An 18,429-nucleotide genomic window follows, 5' to 3' on the forward strand; every position below is an offset into this window, starting at 1 on the left:
CTGGAAAGGGAAGTAAAAAAAGTGCAGCAGTGCTGCACTTATGCGGTAACTTCTTTCTTTTTTCCTTTCTTACGTTCCGCGGTCACGATGATGGGCTCCTCCCGGTTTAACACCACTTCTTTTGTCACCACGCACTTTGCTATATCGCTCCTGCGCGGTATTTCATACATGACCTCAAGCATAACTTCTTCCAGAATGGCCCTGAGCCCCCGGGCTCCGGTTTTGCGCTTTATCGCCTCCTGAGCTATTACCACCAGCGCTTCGTCGGTAAACTCCAGCTGCACGTTATCCATCTCAAACAGCTTTTGATACTGCTTTACCAGTGCGTTCTTGGGTTCTTTTAAAATCCTTATAAGGGCTTTTTCATCCAGGGCATCCAGAGTAACCACTATCGGGACTCTTCCCACAAATTCAGGTATCATGCCGTATTTCAGCAGGTCTTCAGGCATCAGGTGTTTCAGTATTTCTCCAACATTTTTTTCTTCCTGACTGTGAATCTCCGCTCCGAATCCTATTGATTTCTTGCCTATCCGGTTTCTTATGATCTTGTCGATACCTTCAAAAGCCCCTCCGCATATGAACAGTATGTTGGTGGTGTCGATCTGGATAAACTCCTGATGAGGGTGTTTGCGCCCGCCTTGCGGAGGAACGCTGGCTATGGTGCCTTCAAGTATTTTTAAAAGGGCCTGCTGCACTCCCTCGCCCGACACATCCCTGGTAATGGAAGGGTTTTCCGACTTGCGGGCGATCTTATCTATTTCATCGATGTATACGATGCCTTTTTCGGCTTTCTCTACGTCGTAATCGGCGGCCTGGATCAGTTTTAAAAGTATATTTTCCACATCCTCCCCCACATAGCCCGCTTCTGTAAGGGATGTAGCGTCGGCTATGGCAAAGGGCACATTCAGGATTTTCGCCAGGGTTTGGGCAAGCAGAGTTTTGCCGCTTCCCGTGGGCCCGAGCATGATGATATTGCTTTTCTGGAGCTCCACATCATCCATCTTCACATCGGAATTGATGCGCTTGTAGTGGTTGTACACCGCTACGGAAAGAATCTTCTTGGCCTGCTCCTGACCTATGACGTACTGGTCGAGAATCTGCTTGATTTCATGAGGTTTCGGGATGTCGGTGAAATCCATCTCTGTGTCTTCGCCGAATTCTTCCTCAATTATCTCATTGCAGAGCTCTATACACTCGTCGCATATATAAACGCCGGGACCGGCCACCAGTTTTCGCACCTGATCCTGGGTTTTGCCGCAAAAGGAACACTTAAGCTGGCCCTTCTCGTCACTGAACTTAAACATCCCTGTCACTCTCCTTTCGGGCTTATTTCCTCTTGTGGATCACCTCGTCAATAAGGCCGTATTCCAGAGCCTCCTGTGATGACATGAAGTAATCCCTGTCCGTATCCTTCTCAATCCTTTCTATAGGTTGTTTTGTGTGCTTCGCCAGTATTTCGTTAAGCAGTTCCCGCAAACGCAGGATTTCTCTGGCATGGGTCTCTATGTCCACGGCCTTCCCCTGCACGCCGCCCCACGGCTGATGTATCATTATTCGGGAATTCGGAAGGGCGTAGCGCTTGCCCTCGGCTCCGGCCGCCAGGAGTACGGCGCCCATGCTCGCCGCAAGGCCCATGCACATGGTGGAAACTTTCGGCTTGATGTACTGCATGGTGTCGTAAATGGCGAGCCCTGCGGTGACCGAGCCGCCGGGGCTGTTTATATATAAGTATATGTCTTTGTCGGGGTCCTCGGATTCAAGGTAAAGCATCTGGGCAATTACAAGGCTTGCCACCGTATCGTCTATAGGAGTGCCTATAAATACGATGCGCTCTTTTAAAAGCCTCGAGTATATATCGTAAGCCCTTTCCCCCCTGTTGGTCTGTTCCACCACAATAGGCACAAGACTCACGTTAAAAACCTCCTTAGTTTTTTTATCGACCCCCGGCAGAAAATGCCCTATTTATTTGATTCGACTTTATCTGATTCGTCGGGGTTTTGCTGTAGATTTTCAGCTTTTTTCTCGGTAATCTTTGCATTGGCAATAAGGAAATCGAAAATTTTCCTGGTGAGGATCGTATCTTTAATGCCGGCTATGTCTTCCGGTTTTAAATTTTTTTTGTACTCTTCCGCCGGCTTATTGACAAGACCGGCGTATTTCTGGATCTCAGCGTCCACCTCTTCATCGCTGACGGTGATGTTCTCTTTTTTGGCTACAGCCTCCAGAATGAGGGACGATTTTACATTGGCGTGGGCTCTTTCATGAAATCTGGCCCTGAATTCTTCGGGAGTGATCCTGGCCGCCTCCAGATATGTCTTTAGATCAATACCCCTCATCTTCAGATTTACAGCAAAATCCATGATGAGACGTTCCACTTCCCTGTCTATCATGACGTGGGGTATCTCGACCTCGGCGGCCTGCATCAATTTATCGAGAATGGAACTTTTCAAAGAACCTTCTTCAATGGATTTCGCCCTCTGTTCTAATTTATTCTTTATATCGTCCTTCAATTCCTGCAGCGTCTCAAACTCACTTACGTCCTTGGCGAATTCATCATCTATGGGCGAAAGTTCCTTTTTCTTTATTTCTTTTAAAGTGACCGTAAATACCGCTTCCTTGCCGGCCAGTTCCGTTACCTTGTAGTCCTGGGGGAACACAACCTTTATTTCCTTTTTTTCGCCTGAAGACATGCCCTCTATCTGATCTTCAAAACCGTCGATAAAAACCCCTGAACCCAGTTCAAGCTGGTAATTTTCAGCTTTACCCCCTTCAAAGGGTTTGCCGTCGATAAAGCCCTCAAAGTCTATCACCGCTATGTCGCCTTTCCGGGCGGGCCTGTCTTCAACGGCCACAAGCCTGGCGTTTTTTTCCTGGATGGCTTTTAATTCCCTTTCCACATCCTCCTCAGTTACATTATACACCACTTTTTCCACTTCTAATCCCATGTATTCTTTTAATTTTACTTCCGGTTTTACCACGACCTCCGCCTTTGCAATCAGGGGCTTGCCCTTTTCAATCTGCTGGATGTCAAATCTGGGCTGGTCCACCGGTTCGAGATGGTGTTCTTCAACGGCCCTTTTATAAGCCTCGGGCAGGACTATTTCCGCCGCGTCTTCGTAAAAGACCTCCGGCCCGTAGTGCAGCTCTATCAGCCGCCGGGGGGCTTTGCCTCTTCTGAAGCCCGGTATGGCGAAACGCCTTACGTTTTTCCTGTAAGCCTGTTCCAGGGCCTTCTCAAATTGTTCTTCATCCACCTCGAGCTTTAATACCGCAGTGTTATTTTCTATTTTTTCCAGATTGACTTTCATTATGCTCCTCCTCAAACAGCGAAATAAAATCCGGGTTAAGGCCTAAGTTTAAACAGCCGTTATAAAACAACACCTCGGCATACACCGAGGTCTGAAATCCTATGTATGGTGCGGGCAAGAGGATTTGAACCTCCACGGGATAACCACCAGATCCTAAGTCTGGCGCGTCTGCCAGTTCCGCCATGCCCGCATGGTGAGCCATGGAGGACTCGAACCTCCGACACCCTGATTAAAAGTCAGGTGCTCTGCCACCTGAGCTAATGGCCCGTGGCTGGGGCGGCAGGATTCGAACCTACGATACAGGATCCAAAGTCCCGTGCCTTACCGCTTGGCTACGCCCCAATCGAGTGCTGTAAGGTTTTTGTCGTGATAACAAACAAAAAATCGGACTTACTGTATCTCATTTCACGCATCAAATTATGGGGTGGATAGTGGGACTCGAACCCACGACCTCCAGAGCCACAATCTGGCGTTCTAACCAACTGAACTATATCCACCATGTATGGCGCGCCCGAGGGGATTCGAACCTCTGACCCACGGATTAGAAGTCCGTTGCTCTATCCTGCTGAGCTACGGGCGCACACCGGAAGTGTGAGGTGTGAAGCTTGATGGGAGACTGTAGGGAAGCGGCCTCCCGCAAAAGCCTTCTATTCTCACTCCACACTTCTCACATCGCAATCGCATTGGAGCGGGAAACGGGATTCGAACCCGCGACACCCAGCTTGGAAGGCTGGTGCTCTAGCCAGCTGAGCTACTCCCGCATGGTCGGGGCAGAGGGATTTGAACCCCCGACTCCATGGTCCCAAACCATGTGCGCTACCAAACTGCGCTATGCCCCGTCCCCACAAAGACATTCTATAGTATACATTAAATAGAAAATCGCGTCAAGAGAGTTTTTTATATCACGTTACTCTTTAATTTTAAAGTAGTTTAAATCGAAAGTCAAGTAGGTGAGCCTATGGTGAATTAATCACATTGATCCGCGCTCTTACCACCCCATTTTCAATCTCCAGAATGCCGTACGTGCCAGCACCCCCTCTGGGAAGTGAGGTGCTGCCGGGGTTAAAAAACAAAATGTCTTGATAGCAGGCGTTTTCCGGGCGGTGAGTGTGTCCGAAGACCACCACGTCGGCGGAAATGTTTTTCGCCCTGGAATAAAGCCTTTCATATCCGAATTTCACGCCGTAAAGGTGCCCGTGGGTGAGCAGGATCTTTTTCCCACCAACTTCAAGCACCTTCTCTCCGGGTTCCGGTGAATTCGCGTCGCAATTGCCTGAAACGCTGTAGACCTTGATTTTATAGGTTTCTTCCAGGCGCCTGGCGTCGGCTGCGAGATCCCCCGCATGAAATATTGCGTCCACATCCCCCAATTTTTCAACGGCCTTTTCCGCCATGTACAGAAGCCCGTGAGTGTCGCTCAATACTCCGATTTTCAACAATAAGCCTCCCCTAACCGGTGTAAAGAGACAGGTATTTTTTAATTTTTTCCACCGCTTTCGCCCGGTGGCTTATCCGGTTTTTTTCCTCCTCCGGGATCTGTGCGAGCGTTTTGCCATAACCGGGCAGGTAAAAAACGGGGTCGTAGCCGAATCCGTTCGCGCCTTTGGGCTCAAAATCTATAAACCCTTCCAGCAAGCCGCTTTCTATAAAAATTTTCCCGTCCGGAAAAGCAAGAGCCAGGCTGCACACGAAGCGAGCCTGCCTTTGCTCCCGCGGGAGATCTTTCATTTCAAAAAGCAGTTTTTGTATGTTTTCCTCATCGGTGGCGTCGGGGCCCGCATAGCGGGCGGTATAAATGCCGGGCCTGCCGCCCAGGGCTTTAACTTCAAGGCCCGAATCGTCCCCCACGGCGGCGAAACCCGTTTCCCCGGCGACGATCCTTGCCTTCAAGGCGGCGTTTTCTTCGAAGGTTGACCCTTTCTCGCAAATCTCGATTTTGGGAAAATCCAGAAGCGATTTTATTTCAAGAGGCCATTCGCCTAACAATTCTTTAAACTCAGCGAGTTTTCCCCTGTTTTTTGTGGCAATGACAAGGATTTTCATTTCTGACCTACCTCGCCCACGGCGTAGGGAATGATTTTTTTCTGTATATCTATAAGTTCGTATATGCCCTTCTGGGCCAGGTCCAGCATCTCGTCCAGATCCTGACGGGTAAAGGGGAACGCTTCGCCCGTTCCCTGTATCTCCACTATCTGACCCCTGTCGGTCATAACCACATTCATATCCACCTGAGCCTTAGAGTCTTCATGGAACCTGAGGTCTAGCATTTTTTCCCCGTCCACGATGCCGACGCTTACAGCCGCCACAAAACTGTTTATGGGAATGGTCTCTATAGCCTTGTTGTCTTTTAAAAACTTCATGGCGTCAACCATGGCCAGGAAGGCCCCTGTGATGGAGGCTGTCCTGGTGCCGCCGTCGGCCTGGAGCACGTCGCAGTCAAGCCATATGGTCCTTTCCCCCAGGCCCGAAAGGTCCACCACCGACCGCAGCGCCCTGCCTATGAGCCTCTGGATTTCCATAGTCCTGCCGCTGGGTTTTAAAGTCTCTCTCACATTTCGGATTTCGGTGGCCCTGGGCAGCATGGAATACTCGGCGGTAATCCAGCCCTGGCCCTTGCCTCTCAAAAACGGCGGGACTTTTTCATCCACCGTTGCGGTGCAAACCACCTTTGTATCTCCGGTCTCAATGAGGACCGAACCCTCCGCATATTTGTTAAAATTCCGGGTAATGGTTACCGGTCTTATTTCATCGTTCGCTCTACCGTCAATTCTCGCCAAAAATCTCATCCTTTCTTGAATCAAAAGGGGTTCCCCAAGGAACGTAAAGGCTTTCTACAAACTTTCGGGATTGACATAAAGAGGCTTTAATATGGGGTTGTCAAGCACTGTACCTTCGGGCAAAACCCCCGCACTGCCTTCCACTTTCAGGCTCACCTTCTCAACCCCCGGGAACTGGGATACGGTGAGCACTATGGAATTTACCAGATCCTGTTCCACTTCCTGGCCGCCGCCATAGCCCTCTATTTCTTTTGAAAAATTAACGTTTACCTCGGCGCCGTTCTGGCTTACTTCTAGGACCTTCGTGTCTTTCGGCAGGAGCCCCGTCAGCCCCATGTTTTCCGCAGGTCCTTTTATGAGTTCTTCCAGAGCCGTTTGAATGGGATTGCCGCTTTTTTTTACCATCCGTGTAACCGGTACAAAATAACCGTAGGCGCCGTCGGCGCTGCTGCCCTTAAAGTACAGCGTAACAGGCATGGCGTCTTTTACAGCGGCACCGGCCGGTTCAAGATTTATCTTTTCTCGATAAAGTACATCCGCTATGGCGGTGCCCCTGGGGCACTTTTTCAGAGGCTTGCCGTCAATCAGAATCTGCACCTTCTCCACGCTGGGGAATTCGGTAAGGGTGTAAACCACGGAGTTTATGGCATTCTGTTCGGCGGTCTTATCCCGGGAGTTTAAAAATTCAGGGCTAAAATCCACCTTCGCCAGGCCGTCCTTTATGGTCATGCCCAGGACCTTTGTCCCTTCGGGCAAAGGCGGTTTCAAACCTTTATCCCGAAGCTGCGCCGCCAGTTCGGGGGTATTCACCAGGCACTCCAGGGCCGCTTTCCCGATGCCCTCCACCCACGGGATCTCTCTGGTGACGGGCACCAGAAGGTCATGCTCGTTGGCGAAATAAAACACCGTTTTTCTCATACCGGCCTGAGCCTTCTCCGCAGTCTCTTCCCCGGCAGGTGGCACGGCCTCTTCCCCGCGGTCCCTCTTTAGAAGCCCGCAGCCCGAAATGCTTAAAATCAGGGCGAGTATGGCTATCAGAACGATTACCCTTCTTGGCATAAAAAAACCTCCTCTATATAATAAATCTAATAAATATATATTAAGGAAGAGGTTTTTTATGCCATTTTTCAGCCCTTCAAAAAAGTTACTTGGCCTTCATGGTCTCTTTAAAGTATCCCCCTTTGGTGGCCTTTGTATCCATTATGGTAATAAAAGCCGATTCGTCCTGAACCTCCACCAGTTCCAAAAGGTCCGGCAGTTGCTTCCTGGAAAGGGATATCACCAGCACCTGCCTCGTACCTTCCTTGCCCATGCCCTCCAGCACGGTAACCCCGAAACCTCTTTGACGTAATACTTCGGATAATTTTGAATTCTTTGTTATAATCTGCACGGTGGTGAGGCCAATGGCAAGTTTTTCCTCCAGATAGCTTCCCACATAGTTGCCCGTGGCAAACCCCAGGGCGTAGGCCAGCAGGTTGGCTGGTTTGTTCAAGCCTCCCACCACCTGGTTCAAGGCGGTTATGTATACTATAACCTCGAAAAATCCTATAAGAGCCGCCTGGAGCCTGTTCCCCCTTACTATCATAAGAGTCCTGATGGTGGCCAGAGAGACATCCACAACCCGGGCGAAAAAAATAAACAGGTAGCCCCCCACAAGTGACAGCATATATTGCCCCCCTCCGGTTGACTCAAGGTAATAATATCAAAACCATTTACTGGTGTCAATGTGTGCGGAGGCTATTGACCCTGCCCGGTTATATAGTTTATTATCCCGCCGGCAATGCCTTCAGCGGCTTTTTGCCTGAATTCTTCTGTCATTAAAAGTTTAAGATCATTTTTGTTGGTCATAAAAGCGACTTCCACCAGGGCCGACGGCATCCGGGTTTCCCGCGTTACCACCAGTCCGGGCCTTTCCACTATACCTCTGTCCGGGAGACCCAGGCTCTGGACAACGGCTTTCTGTATGGCCATGGCCAGGGCTTTCTTTTCCGGTGCAGGATAATAAAGGGTTTCAGTCCCCGAAGTGTCCGGTTTCTCACTGGCATTATTGTGGATGCTTACGAACAGGTCGGCGCCCACCTCGTTGGCTATCCCGGCCCGGGTATAGAGGTTTACAAAAATATCCTTATCCCTGGTCATCAGGACTTTTGCTCCGCCGTCTTCCAGAAGTTTTTTGAGCCTCAGGGCTATATCCAGGTTCAGGTCTTTTTCCTGAACGCCGCCGGCTCCCGCACCCGGATCGCTGCCCCCGTGGCCCGGGTCTACGACGATGATTTTATTTTGCAGGGGGGATTTATAGATGATAAGCTCGATCCTGGAAGACGGGGGGGCTGTCAAAAGTTGGTAGCCGGTAAAGCGGTTGAGGTTTATTACCACCTGCAGGTTGTAATTTTTCAGGTCCTTCACCCTGGAAAGTTCGATGTAGTCAATGACACCGTCGTAAACATCTATTTTATCATTTTTCAGCAGGCTCTGGTCGACAGCCACACCCGGTATAACGATGCGAAGCTGTTTTTTTGCCACGTCTTCTTTGATTTCATATCCGATTTCACCGCTCGCGGTAATTTCCACAGCAGTCCGGTAGTTTTCACTTTTTACGTCCAGATCTTCCACTGTTTGAGGCCCGGAAAAAACGACAGATATAACGTTTTTTTCCTGGAATACCTGGTAGTTTACATCGGATTTCAGGTCAAAGACCACCCTCACCGTATCAGGGTTCACCGAAAACTGCCCGAGGCGGATATCTTTTACAAAATCGTTTTCGGGCAATTCCGGGGTTTTTGCCGAGAGAACCGCGCCTTTTACATCGAGCACCAACCTGTCCGGATCCGCCAGGAAAAAGTAATTGACCTCTGCAGGTTTGACGGTGAAAATTTTGGCCGCCACCTTTTCATCCCGGTCGTCAATCTCCACTTTGTGCAGCATATTATTAAAAGATATGATTATGCTCTTTTTATCTTCCGACCGGCTTATTTGAAAGGTCGCGTCCGGTTTGATTTCCAGAACGACCCGCGAAAGAGGCGGTTCCTCCTGGAGACTTTCAATAACCGCCGTTTCCATAAACTCGTCATATATGTAAAGAGCGCCGTCGGATGTGGCCAGTTGCGCTTTAACCTCCACCGCGAGGCGGTTTTGCGACTCTTCTTGCTTTGCTTCGTATTCCAGGGGGCTATCCCCTCTTATTACGACAGAATTCCTGCCGCCGATAACTTCATAGGAAAAATCCACTATGCGGGCGCTTATCCTGGTTATGATCACCCTTTTGGCGTCATTGTCCCAGGATACCTTCGCCCCCAGAGCTTCACCTATAAATCTCAGGGGGACCATGGTTCTGTTGTTCACTATTTTCGCAGGTACATCCAGGGTTATTTCCCTCCCGTCAACGCGGGCTCTGGAATCGTTTATCTTCAATAAAATCGTTTTCGATGGGGCTTTTACCGTAACCGTTTTTTTGACGTTGTCCCATAAAACCTCGGCTCCAAGGTTTTCGGAAACCACCCTCAGGGGCACCAGAGTGCGGCCGTTCACCATTACGGGCGCCACATCGGCATTGATTTTTTTCTCGTTTATGTAAATTTCAACAGGTTTTGGCGCCGCCTTTGCATGAGACGGAATAAAGAAAAGAAATGTTGCAAGAAATATGAGTGCGATTCTCTTGAGCATATAATTACCCTCCCGCATTAATAATATTTATTTCGACCCGCAAAGGTGAAATCCCTGCCAAACTGGAAAACGTAACATAAATGTAAAGAAATTGAAAATACAAATTAATAAAACCGGTCTTTAGAACCGGTTTCTTAAAAATCATATTATCCTTTACCACCTGTCATTGTTTTTTTTGGAAATTGTAGAACTTCATGCGGCTTATCGGTGCACTTATATTTGTGTGTCCTGTGATGGTTCCCATCACATTACCGTCGATGAGGAACTGGACTTTTTCTATGTCTTCGATATTCGTCAGAGTCTGTACCACCGATTCCACCGCTATTTTTTCCTGGTCCACCTTATCCACAAACCTGGTTATGAGATTCTTGCTCACATCGACATACGCTATGCCGTCTTTTATATAAAAATCTTTAATCTTGATATCCTTTGGAAAAATTCCGGTCAGATTTGTAAGTCCTCCGGGCCCTTCGATTAAAAGCTCCAGAGCGGCTCTGGCCCTGTCTTCGGGCGCCGGTGCGGCCGCTCTGTGGTTTTCGCCGCCCTGTGATACAATTTTTTGAGATTTTACCGTCACGGGGACTATGTAGTCTTTCATCTTGTCTGCGTAATATACGGTAATATAGGAGGAATAGGCTCCGCTCTCATCCACCGGCACCATAGGTACCGGCTTGCCCGAATCTTTTTCCACCACATTTATAAACTGCGGCCGTTCCAGAACATCCTCGAGCGGCTTCCCATCCACCGAAATCCTGACTTTGTGGATGTCGTCAAACTCAGTCAAGGTAAATACCAGTTGAGCTTTTCTAAAAGAGACTTCCTCTCCCTTTAAAAACTCCCCGGACACATCTATCGTAGCGGTATCGTTGGCTATGCTGAAACCTTTGATTTTTACGCCGGAAAGCTTGTTTTCGAAGCCTGCGGGCGCCTCCGAAAAAAGGAGCGATAAGGCCGTTTTCCCCGGTTCCCTTGTGGGTTCCACACCCAGGGTCACCGGAACCAGAAAATTATCCTTAATAAAATAAAGCAGGACCCTGTCCCGGGCTTCGCCTTCATATATGGAGGAGTTGTTTCTGACTGGTCCGGCTTTGGGCGGCTCCTGGTTTATCGCCGGGCTTTCGGCGCAGCCTGCCAGTACAAAGACCGCCACACACAGCGTCAGCCCAAATAAAAGCCTTGCCCTATTCACAGGTCCGCCCTCCTTTTAAAGAAAAATATACCTGGGTATTTAAATTTTACCATAAAAAAAGAATTTTTTCTACCTGTTTTGCAATTTTTTCATTTTTTGTTTTAAAATTCTTTCCTGCAGCTTTTCTTCATTCATGCGGTAACTGAGGGTGAACAGGCTCTCTATCAAATGCACATTTTCGACCACTATGTTTTTGGGGACCACCAGTTTAGCGGGGGAAAAATTCCAGATTCCTTTGACCGCTGTCCTGGCCAGTATGTCGGCAACTTCCTGGGCCCTGTCTTGGGGCACGGTTATAATGGCGATGTCTACTTCGTTTCGATTTATGTAATAGTCCATTTCAGCGGCGTCGAGAATGGGTATACCTCTAATCTTCAACCCCACAAGCCTTGGATTCACATCAAAAAGGGCGATTATCTTAAAACCGTGGGCCTCGAAATCTTCATAATTGGCCAGCGCCTGGCCCAGATTGCCCGCCCCTATGATGACCATCCTGTGAGGGTAGTTCAAACCTAGGATTTTTGCAATTTCATTGTATAGCTGCTCTACATTATAACCGTAGCCCTGCTGGCCAAATTCTCCAAAGTTGTTCAGGTCCTGCCTTATCTGCGAAGCGGTGAACCCCAGAATCTGGCTCAATTCCTGGGATGATATCCTTTCTACACCGTCCTTAAGCAGGTTGCCGAGACACTGGTGATATTTTGGCAACCTCTTGATGACCGCCATGGAGACCTTTTTGATGTCGTCCGATTCCATCGAAATCACCCGGCTTGTTACCAGTTTAACATAAATATATCACAACATTACAATACAGTCAAAGTTTTTCATTTCTCCTTTTCGCTTCATGATATTGAACCAGGTCGACGGCGGAAGGGATGGTGGAAGGATAAAAAAGGCAGGTAAAAATACCTGCCGCTTCATTCGCATTTCGGCTCAATCTTAAATAAAATTTTTAAACCGCAGTCCGGTCTGAAATTTCTTCATGCCATCGCCTTTTAATTATCCTGAACCGAAGTAAGCGCCTTTTTAGGAGGTTCTCCGGTCCAGATTTTATGCATGACGTAAACCACGGCGAAAAACAGCACTATCGTTATGACCCACACCGCATAGGGGTGGTCGAAGAATCCCAGGATTAAAAATCCCACCGCTGAAGTGACGGCGGCCGTCAGGGCATAGGGCAGCTGGGTGTTTACATGCTCTATGTGCGGACATGCGCCGCCGGTGGATGACATGATGGTGGTGTCGGATATGGGTGAACAGTGATCCCCGAAAACCCCGCCGGAAAGGACTGCGGCTATACACGGCAGTATGTTTATCTTCATGGCCACCACCAGCGGAACCACTATGGGTATCATTATGGCCCAGGTTCCCCATGAGGTCCCGGTAGAAAAGGCTATAAACGCTGAAAGCACAAATATTGTGAAGGGTACCGCCCAGGCCGGGAAGGTCCCGGACATTATGCTGGATACATATACCCCGGTACCCAGTTCTTGGCAGGTTTTGCCTATGGTCCAGGCCAGGGACAGGATAAACAGGGCCACCATCATGGATTTGGCTCCCTGGATAACCGCTTCCATAGAATCTTTAATCCTCACTACACCCCTTACGGAGTAGAATATGGCGGTAAGGAGGACCGTAATGGTGGCGCCCCACACCAGCGATGTGGCGGAGTCGCTGTTCATAACGGCTGTAAAGAAACCGGCCTTGCCGTCAAAAAATCCCCCGCTGTATGCCATGGCCAGAAGCATAATAACTATCAGCCCCAGCAGCGGGCCCACCATATCTATGGCCGAACCTTTTTCGGACTTTTCGAGGTTATCAAATTCATCCCCCGGAGGGTTTTTCATTATATTCGTATCCCACAGGCCTTCCCCCGACAGCGCTCTCCTCTCGGATACCGCCATGGGGCCGTACTCCAGATTGGTAAACGAGGTTATCAGCACCATCAGTACAATCAGCCAGGGATAAAAGTCGTACGGGATCATCTGTACGTAAACCGTATATGGATTGAGATTCAACTTATATTGTTCAAAGAGAGGTACCAGAAGGGAGGCCACATAAGCCACCCAGGTAGAAACGGGAACCAGCGTGCACACCGGGGCGGCTGTGGAATCTATTATGAAAGATAGCTTGGCCCTGGAAACCTTGAACCTGTCGGTCACCGGCCTTAAAGCCGTCCCCACGGTCATGCAGTTGAAATAGTCGTCCATAAATATCAGAACTCCAAGGCACCATGTTATAAACAGTGAAAGGCTTCTGCTCTTTATGTGTTTTTCAGCCCAGCGTCCGAAAGCCTGGGGCCCGTTGGCCCTGGATATCATTCCTATGATGGCCCCCAACAGCACCGTGAACAGTAACACCCGGAAGTTCCACGAAGGATCTCCGGCGGTGTTTATCAAAAGCTCCACAGCTTTTTTGAAGGCTTCCAGGACGTTGCCGCCGGTAAGGGTGAGCGCCCCAACTCCTATGCCTATTACAAGGGAGCTCAAGACCTCTTTTGTTATCATGGCCAGGCTGATGGCCAGAACCGGAGGCAGCAGCGACAGAAAACCGTAGTGGGCCGGTTTTTCTGCCTCTTTTGCTTCACCTTCGCCAAATGCCGGTATGGCAAATGACAGGATTAATAAAATAATAATACCCCAGACCAGTCCTTTTCCAATTCTCAAAGTCAATCCCCCTTTACAGTATTGTTTTTAATTATTTTTATTAACCTATGCCCCCTCTCTTTGGTGTTTTGTGCACCTGGTTAGTATAATATTGCAAATATTATTCCATTTATGTATGTTTCGATAATACTATAATATTGCGTATTTAATCAAAATTGCGCCGCCCTCATGCACAATAATATGCCGATTTTTTGGCATAATGCCCGTTTTTTAGCGTTAAAAACATTTTAGCAAAATCCAGGAAATATTTCAATATACTTTTAAAACAGCAAACCCCCGCCGGAAGCGGGGGTAAAATTTATTTTATATCATGGACTCGTATTCATCCAGCAGTTTCTCAAATACCTCGAGGGCTTCCATTACCGGTTCCGGTTCTGTCAGATCTACACCGACCTTTTTCAGCAATTCCAGGGGATAGTCGGAACTGCCGCCCGACAGGAATTCCCTGTACTTTTCCACGGCGGACATACCCTGGTTCAATATCTTTCTGGATATGGCTATGGCTGCCGAAAAACCGGTGGCGTATTTGTAAACGTAAAAACTTGTATAAAAGTGGGGTATCCTCGCCCATTCGTAATCTATTTCCGGGTCTATGACTATGTCCGGGCCGTAATATTTAGCATTTAATTCATGGTAAATCTTTTTCAGCAATTCCCCGTTCAGGGGTTCCCCTTTTTCCGCCAGTTCGTGGATTATTTTTTCAAACTCAGCAAACATAACCTGGCGGAATACGGTGCCTCTGAACTGATCCATGAAATGGTTCAGCAAAAACATCTTTTCCTCTCTTTCTCCGGCTTTTTCAAGCAATGAGTTTATGAGGACCGCCTCATTGCAGGTGGACGCCACTTCCGCCACAAATATGGCGTATTGGGCGTATATGTACGGTTGCCGGCTAAAGGAATAGTAAGTGTGGATGGCGTGACCCATTTCATGGGCTATTGTAAAGACATCGTCCATTCTGCCCTGAAAGTTGAGAAGCACGTAGGGATGTGTACCGTAAGCTCCCCAGGAATAGGCGCCGCCGGTTTTCCCGCGGTTTTCATAGACGTCTATCCAGCCGGATGCAAAACCCTCTTTTAAGATGTCGATATACTCTTCCCCCATGGGCGCAAGGCCCTCTATGACCATATCCCGGGCTTCCTCATAAGATATTTCCCGATTGTAGTTTTTTACCAGAGGCACATACAGGTCGTACATGTGCAGGTCTCTGAGGCCGAGGACCTTTTTTCTAAGCCTCACGTACCTGTGCAGGAGATCAAGCCTTTGATGGATGGCGTTTATAAGGTTTTCGTAAACCCGGACTGGAATATTGTCCGCAAAAAGCGAGGCCTCCAGACAAGACTCGAACTTTCTCTGGTTTTTATAAAAGATATCTCTTTTTACATTGGCAGACATGGCGGCGCCAAGGGTGTTTATAAATCCGGCGTAGGTGTTGTGGAGCGCCCTGAAGGCGGATTTTCTGACTTCCCGGTCCCGGCTTTCCATAAACTTCATGTAACGGCCCTTGGTCAACTCTACTTCGTCGCCGTTTTCATCCCTTATGGAAGGGAACCTTATATCGGCGTTGTCCAGCATTCTGAAGATGTCGCCGGGCGCCTGGGCCATTTCACCGGCATCGGCCAGGATCTTTTCGCTTTTCGCATCCAGAATGTGGTTCTTCATCCTGAGCAGATCTTCTATGTAATGTCTGTACAATTTTAACTCTATATTCCCATCGATAAAATTCAACAGTTTTTCCTCCGGCAGCGCCAGAATTTCCGGTTCAATAAAGGATAGGCCGCCTGCCACCTCCACCGAAAGTCTCACAGCCCTGTCGGCCAGCGCCTGGTACCTGGCGCGTGTGTTGTCTTCGTCTCTTCGCATCCTTGCATAGGTAAAAAGCCGGTCGTTTAACCGCCCGATTTCGTCTTTCAGCTTTAGAACCCGCATGAGGTTACCGGGTGAATTGATCCTGCCCCGGAACCCTTCCAGTTTTAAAAGCAGATTTTTTACCCGATTGAAATCCCTTTCCCATAGTTCATCGCTTTCGTATATATCCTCCAGTCTCCATTTGTATTTGGCGTCGATCTCATCTCTTGACGGCAGCCCGCTCAAAGCACATCATCCTTTCTCGAGATTTCGCTTTTTATTATACCCCTTTGTCCGCCGAATTAGAAAGGCCAAAGGCATAATTGAATACCTTTTTCTATAAGTTCTATGTTTTAATATAAAAAAATATGAGGATTTCTTGTATCCTTACGGCAGGAAAAAATGTATTAATATTGTAGGCCGAATAAAGGGGGCATAGATTAAGTGAAAACTTTCAGGAGGTATACCAGGATAACCGGCGGGCATTACATGGCAATGTTTATCATCAGGCGTCGCTCCGAGCCCAATTTTGCCTGGATCGTCTCCCTGTGCATATTTGATAGCAAAAGGGAATGCGAATACTGGTTCAGGCATCAGGAGCAGGTGGTAACAAAAAGACACTGCAGCTGCGGTCTGGAGGGGGTTAGGCTTGCCCTTCTATGGTTGAAGGATCTGGAACGGAAGATAAAAAGAGGCGACTTTATCGTCATCTACTGGACCGACGAGAGGAGGCACCGGGCGTTTAGTTATCTAAAAAGATTCGGTTATACGGAAGGGACATTTCTGGACAGACCATGTCTTATTTTTAGAAAATCATCCTAGCTTTACTTAATTTTCTGAAAAGGTCTTTCCGTATGTGTATATTCCAATCGATCCTGTCACAAAGTAATAAAAAACATAATAAAAGCCACCTGTTCCGATATTAAATCAAACAGGTGGCTTTTATTTCACCTGATTTTATTGTCTGAACGGTGCATTACAAAATAAATTGGTGGACGAGATGGGATTCGAACCCACGACCCCCTGAATGCCATTCAGGTACTCTCCCAACTGAGCTACTCGCCCACACGCAAGATATATTATACTTGCTTTTCCTCCGCAAGTCAAGTGGTTATTTCAGCAGGGGTGTGGTTATTTCAGCAGGGTGTGGTTATTTCAGCTTTCTATTAATTTCTCTCAATTGCTTCAATCAGCTTTAAAAGAACATTTAGGTATTCACGACAGGCCGTATAACGGCCTTTTTTTGCATTTTCGTTTGTAAATCCCTCATAAATTGCAACATAAACAAAAAACACAGAGCCTCAAAACCGCTCTGTGCCTTGCTTTGGATATGGTGGGCGCGGCAGGGATCGAACCTGCGACCTCTTGAATGTGAGTCAAGCGCTCTCCCACTGAGCCACGCGCCCGTATCTGGTGGACGTGAGGGGATTCGAACCCCTGACCCTCTGATTGCGAACCAGATGCTCTCCCAGCTGAGCCACACGCCCAAAAATCTGCTTCTGACGTAAAATTATTATAATACAAAGTCCGCCAAAATGCAACCCTGAACATAAAATCAATCAGAATCATTTCAGCGGTCCGATCCTGTTTAACGGCCAGATGCGATACGTGGCCTTCCCGACAATAAGCCTTCTTGGGACAAATTTGTTCTCCCAGAAACGACTGTCCTTAGAGTTGTTCCTGTTGTCGCCCATCATAAAAAAATGTCCCTCGGGCACCCTGTAAGGTCCGAAATTTCCCAGCATCGGTTCCTTCAAATACGGTTCGTTCACCGGAACGTTGTTCCTGTAAAGGGTGCCGTTCCTGATTTCTATCACGTCGCCGCCGACTCCTATAAGGCGCTTTACAAATGTCTGCCTCGTGTCGTCGGGAAATTTAAATACAACTATGTCGCCCCTCCGGGGTTCTCTAAACCTGTATACGTACTTGTTCACCAGTATCCTGTCGCCGATTTCGATGGTGTGGATCATGGAGCCTGTGGGCACTATCATCGGCTCGAAGACATACCCTCTTATGGCCAGAGCCAGGATAAGCGCAAAGGCGATAGCCTTGATCCACTCCAGTATCTCTTTTTTAACGTCTTTCTCCATGTCATCACCTGAAGTAAAATTTTGTAAGCATTAAAAATACCACAATCTATTATAACATAAAAACAAAAATAATAAATAACAAAGGCTTTCATAATTAAATTAAAAATAATCCTTTAGTCCTTCAAAAATGGAAGCGCACAGTTTGTGCTGAAAATCCTGGGAAGTAAGAAGGGCTTTATCCCCGGGATTTGTAATAAATCCCAGTTCCAAGATGACGCCCGGGGCATTTGTATTAATCAGCAAAAATAAGGAAGAATTGGGCAGAGGCAGCCTCGACCTTATTTTCTCGCCCGAAGACGTATACGCCTCTTCCAGCCTTTTTTGCAGTAAAGAGGCCAGACGCCTGCTTTCTTCGCTTCCCCTGAAATAAAGCACCATAGGTCCGCGGGTTTTTGAGGAGCTCTTTTCGGCATTGACGTGAATGCTTAAAAACACGTCCGGCCTCGCTTTATTAATGATATCCGCTCTTGCAATCAAATCCCGCTTATGGCGGTATTCGCTCTTGCTGTTGAGATGGTCCAATGCGGTATCGCTGGTACGGGTCATTATCACATTTGCGCCGTTTTTTTCGCACAACCTCTTTAGCTTTAACGAAATCTGGAGGTTTATATCCTTTTCAAGGGTGCCGTCGTCATCGTATGTGCCGCCGTCGATTCCTCCGTGGCCGGGGTCTATTACTATAACCCTGCCGGTTAAAGGCGCCATCATACGGAAGACATTGACGGCACGGCCAAAAACTAAAAACCTGCACACAAAGATCAAAATCATCATACCGCATAAAATCAGAATGACAGGCGGTTTTTTCCACATGCCGCGCCTTTCATAAGCGTTCACAGGAACATCCCCCCACAACGAGTTTATAATTTAAAAATATTTTTTTATGGGGGA

At 48.0% G+C, this 18,429-nt stretch carries 16 protein-coding genes and 10 tRNA genes; 1 reads left to right on the plus strand and 25 read right to left on the minus strand.

From position 1 onward, the window contains the following. Positions 1-38: 38 nt before the first annotated feature. The 20 genes from clpX to pepF form a co-directional block, all read right to left on the minus strand. Positions 39-1,304, minus strand: coding sequence for an ATP-dependent Clp protease ATP-binding subunit ClpX (clpX, locus tag ACKX14_RS03490; protein WP_422444717.1), 1,266 nt, complete (start codon positions 1,302-1,304; stop codon positions 39-41). 22 nt (positions 1,305-1,326) lie between these two features. Next, positions 1,327-1,911 carry an ATP-dependent Clp endopeptidase proteolytic subunit ClpP gene (gene clpP / locus ACKX14_RS03495; RefSeq protein ID WP_422444719.1) on the minus strand — a complete coding sequence of 195 codons (585 nt, stop codon included), beginning with the start codon at positions 1,909-1,911 and terminating at the stop codon, positions 1,327-1,329. A gap of 47 nt (positions 1,912-1,958) precedes the next feature. Further along, the gene (gene tig, locus ACKX14_RS03500) at positions 1,959-3,308 is read right to left on the minus strand and encodes a trigger factor (RefSeq protein ID WP_422444721.1); all 1,350 of its coding nucleotides are present in this window, start codon (positions 3,306-3,308) and stop codon (positions 1,959-1,961) included. A 106-nt stretch (positions 3,309-3,414) separates the two neighbouring features. Continuing rightward, positions 3,415-3,498: transfer RNA gene (locus ACKX14_RS03505), tRNA-Leu, on the minus strand. Position 3,499: 1 nt separating this feature from the next. Next, positions 3,500-3,575, minus strand: a tRNA-Lys gene (locus ACKX14_RS03510). 1 nt (position 3,576) lies between these two features. After that, positions 3,577-3,650 (minus strand) — tRNA-Gln (locus tag ACKX14_RS03515). Between the two features lie 78 nt (positions 3,651-3,728). Then, positions 3,729-3,805: transfer RNA gene (locus ACKX14_RS03520), tRNA-His, on the minus strand. A 6-nt stretch (positions 3,806-3,811) separates the two neighbouring features. Next, positions 3,812-3,888: transfer RNA gene (locus ACKX14_RS03525), tRNA-Arg, on the minus strand. Positions 3,889-3,992: 104 nt separating this feature from the next. Next, positions 3,993-4,069: transfer RNA gene (locus ACKX14_RS03530), tRNA-Gly, on the minus strand. Position 4,070: 1 nt separating this feature from the next. Then, positions 4,071-4,147: transfer RNA gene (locus ACKX14_RS03535), tRNA-Pro, on the minus strand. 117 nt (positions 4,148-4,264) lie between these two features. After that, positions 4,265-4,744, minus strand: a complete 480-nt coding sequence (locus ACKX14_RS03540) for a metallophosphoesterase (RefSeq protein ID WP_422444723.1) — start codon at positions 4,742-4,744, stop codon at positions 4,265-4,267. Between the two features lie 13 nt (positions 4,745-4,757). Next, positions 4,758-5,351 (minus strand): XTP/dITP diphosphatase, encoded by a 594-nt coding sequence (locus tag ACKX14_RS03545; RefSeq protein ID WP_422444725.1) that lies wholly within the window; start codon positions 5,349-5,351, stop codon positions 4,758-4,760. After that, positions 5,348-6,085, minus strand: a complete 738-nt coding sequence (rph, locus tag ACKX14_RS03550; protein WP_422444913.1) for a ribonuclease PH — start codon at positions 6,083-6,085, stop codon at positions 5,348-5,350. The genes ACKX14_RS03545 and rph overlap by 4 nt, the downstream gene beginning before the upstream one ends. A gap of 54 nt (positions 6,086-6,139) precedes the next feature. Continuing rightward, a complete protein-coding gene (locus ACKX14_RS03555; RefSeq protein ID WP_422444727.1) occupies positions 6,140-7,144 on the minus strand; it encodes a GerMN domain-containing protein in 1,005 nt (334 codons plus the stop codon). A gap of 85 nt (positions 7,145-7,229) precedes the next feature. After that, positions 7,230-7,751: a DUF2179 domain-containing protein gene (locus tag ACKX14_RS03560; RefSeq protein ID WP_422444729.1), complete on the minus strand. Its 522-nt coding sequence runs from the start codon at positions 7,749-7,751 to the stop codon at positions 7,230-7,232. A 71-nt stretch (positions 7,752-7,822) separates the two neighbouring features. Then, positions 7,823-9,748: an N-acetylmuramoyl-L-alanine amidase family protein gene (locus ACKX14_RS03565; RefSeq protein WP_422444731.1), complete on the minus strand. Its 1,926-nt coding sequence runs from the start codon at positions 9,746-9,748 to the stop codon at positions 7,823-7,825. 163 nt (positions 9,749-9,911) lie between these two features. Further along, entirely contained in the window at positions 9,912-10,937 is a 1,026-nt protein-coding gene (locus ACKX14_RS03570; protein WP_422444733.1) for a GerMN domain-containing protein, read from the minus strand. A 69-nt stretch (positions 10,938-11,006) separates the two neighbouring features. Next, complete coding sequence (locus tag ACKX14_RS03575; RefSeq protein ID WP_422444735.1) at positions 11,007-11,693, minus strand: redox-sensing transcriptional repressor Rex; 687 nt, start codon at positions 11,691-11,693, stop codon at positions 11,007-11,009. A 239-nt stretch (positions 11,694-11,932) separates the two neighbouring features. Next, positions 11,933-13,603, minus strand: a complete 1,671-nt coding sequence (locus tag ACKX14_RS03580; protein WP_422444737.1) for a Na+/H+ antiporter NhaC family protein — start codon at positions 13,601-13,603, stop codon at positions 11,933-11,935. A gap of 303 nt (positions 13,604-13,906) precedes the next feature. After that, positions 13,907-15,697, minus strand: coding sequence for an oligoendopeptidase F (gene pepF / locus ACKX14_RS03585; RefSeq protein WP_422444739.1), 1,791 nt, complete (start codon positions 15,695-15,697; stop codon positions 13,907-13,909). Positions 15,698-15,895: 198 nt separating this feature from the next. Between pepF and ACKX14_RS03590 the strand changes: the two genes are divergently transcribed. Next, positions 15,896-16,273, plus strand: a complete 378-nt coding sequence (locus ACKX14_RS03590; protein WP_422444741.1) for a hypothetical protein — start codon at positions 15,896-15,898, stop codon at positions 16,271-16,273. Positions 16,274-16,440: 167 nt separating this feature from the next. Here the strand turns inward: ACKX14_RS03590 and ACKX14_RS03595 are convergent. From ACKX14_RS03595 to ACKX14_RS03615, 5 genes are all read right to left on the minus strand, one after another. Further along, a tRNA-Ala gene (locus ACKX14_RS03595) sits at positions 16,441-16,516 on the minus strand. A gap of 266 nt (positions 16,517-16,782) precedes the next feature. Then, positions 16,783-16,857, minus strand: a tRNA-Val gene (locus ACKX14_RS03600). A gap of 5 nt (positions 16,858-16,862) precedes the next feature. Beyond that, positions 16,863-16,938 (minus strand) — tRNA-Ala (locus tag ACKX14_RS03605). 78 nt (positions 16,939-17,016) lie between these two features. After that, on the minus strand, positions 17,017-17,541 hold the full coding sequence (gene lepB, locus ACKX14_RS03610; RefSeq protein ID WP_422444743.1) for a signal peptidase I: 525 nt from the start codon (positions 17,539-17,541) through the stop codon (positions 17,017-17,019). 99 nt (positions 17,542-17,640) lie between these two features. Next, positions 17,641-18,375, minus strand: a complete 735-nt coding sequence (locus ACKX14_RS03615; protein WP_422444745.1) for an N-acetylmuramoyl-L-alanine amidase family protein — start codon at positions 18,373-18,375, stop codon at positions 17,641-17,643. Positions 18,376-18,429: the final 54 nt, after the last annotated feature.

The sequence above is a fragment of the Thermorhabdus hydrogeniformans genome (assembly GCF_049310025.1).
GTDB lineage: Bacteria > Bacillota > Thermosediminibacteria > Thermosediminibacterales > Tepidanaerobacteraceae > JBJYKD01.